1 protein-coding gene, 1 tRNA gene and 1 pseudogene are annotated in these 1522 nt (G+C 59.0%); all 3 read right to left on the bottom strand.

Annotated elements, in window-relative coordinates:
- Positions 1-437: 437 nt before the first annotated feature.
- Positions 438-668 (bottom strand): type II toxin-antitoxin system RelE/ParE family toxin, encoded by a 231-nt coding sequence (locus tag AC1D0N_RS31850; RefSeq protein ID WP_477250581.1) that lies wholly within the window; start codon positions 666-668, stop codon positions 438-440.
- A gap of 88 nt (positions 669-756) precedes the next feature.
- Positions 757-1031 (bottom strand): annotated as a pseudogene (locus tag AC1D0N_RS31845) (type II toxin-antitoxin system ParD family antitoxin).
- 282 nt (positions 1032-1313) lie between these two features.
- Positions 1314-1390: transfer RNA gene (locus AC1D0N_RS31840), tRNA-Met, on the bottom strand.
- Positions 1391-1522 lie beyond the last annotated feature (132 nt).

The raw sequence follows: 1522 nt of genomic DNA, 5'->3' as shown, positions 1-1522 counted from the left end.
GCCCACGTTTCTCTTTCTTCAATATTCAATTTTCAAAGAACAGACGCCGCAGACGCGATGTCGTGGCCCGGTACGCTTTTGGCTTCGGGGCCGTCCGAGTGTCGCTTACGCGGCTCTCTTGAATTCTCACAAGGGCTTTCTCAGAAGCAAACTGCTTCGCCGCCAGCGGCGCACCGCCCTCGTTCGTGAGGCGTATATAGTCGCCACCCATCCAAACTGTCAACACCACTCAACCATGTTTTTTCGATTTCTCGCGGAGATATCCACGGGGCCGAAATTCGTGAGTTGGCTTGGCTGAAATTGTGAGTGGCGTTCCGCTGCCTATCATTTCAATGGAGGGCTCGCCACCCCTCTGCGGCGGGCGCGTGCCATCGGCTTGAAAGTCGCCTGCCTTGCCTGGGGAATTATCGGACAGCCGCGCCGCCCTGGGCAGCGTTTCAGAGCCGGCTTTCCAGCAATTCCGCCGTGATGTTCCGGCCGCCGGCGAAAAAGATGCCCAGGATCAAGACCTGTTCGCCCTCGACCGCAAGGGCAAAGCTCACGGCGCGCCAATAGCCGATGATCCGCCGCCCAGGCATGATCTCGACCCGCTCTGTGCCGCGCTGTGGAAAAGTCGACAAGCCCAGGCAGTGGTCGCGGATGCCGACAATGAAATTCCAGGCAATCACCGGCGACGCGTGGTCGGCTGTGTCCTCATAGAGCCGTTCGAGTTCAGCTTCCGCCTTGGGACGGAAAGACCACCCGGTACTCCATTGCCTACCTGGCTTTCGCCTGCTTCGCGCGGTGACGCGCCTCGAGCCGCGAAAAAGTGTCCCGGCAGGAATACCCTTAGCCGGATCCTGCTGGAGCTCGCTCAGGCGCGCCGGGATTTCCTCGCGCAACCATCTTTCCCGCTCCGCCTCGAAATCCTCGAGCATACGCAGGCCGGCCCGAACAACCTCACTGGCATTGTTGTAGCGGCCTGATTCGAGCTGCTTCCTGATGAAGCTCTCAGGGCGTAGTTGGGCATGGCAACCTCCTGGAGAGATCATGCTGCCGACCAGAAACCAGTAGCAATAGATAGCAAAGATTAGCAGTGCGCGCGCATCGGGCCACGCCTCGCAAGGGCCGCCGGCGAGGGATTTCGCTTCGAGAGGCTGGGCGTCGGAAGAATTGGCTTGGGGAACGGGAGAGGCTTTGTGCTTTGGGGAGTGCTTTGGCAACGCAGGCTTGGCTTCTTGCGGGCCTTGTAACTTGTAATGAGGACAGAATTCGCCTGGTCGCCGGCCTTTGAATAGCAAAACGGCCCRCATGATGCGGGCCGTTTTGGGATTTGGTTGCGGGGACAGGATTTGAACCTGTGACCTTCAGGTTATGAGCCTGACGAGCTACCGGGCTGCTCCACCCCGCGTCAACCTTAGAGGTAAGTTTTACCTTACCGGAATCAAGAGCCCCCAAATGAAAGGGCCGCTTGCGCGGCCCGTGTTCCCGTTGGCGGGCCTGTTCGTAAGGAGAAGATTTCACTGACATCCGATTGGATGTG

The organism is Mesorhizobium sp. P2_E10, assembly GCF_056404235.1.
The sequence above is the reverse complement of the archived record's forward strand: the minus strand, read 5'-3'. Positions and strand labels throughout refer to the sequence as shown.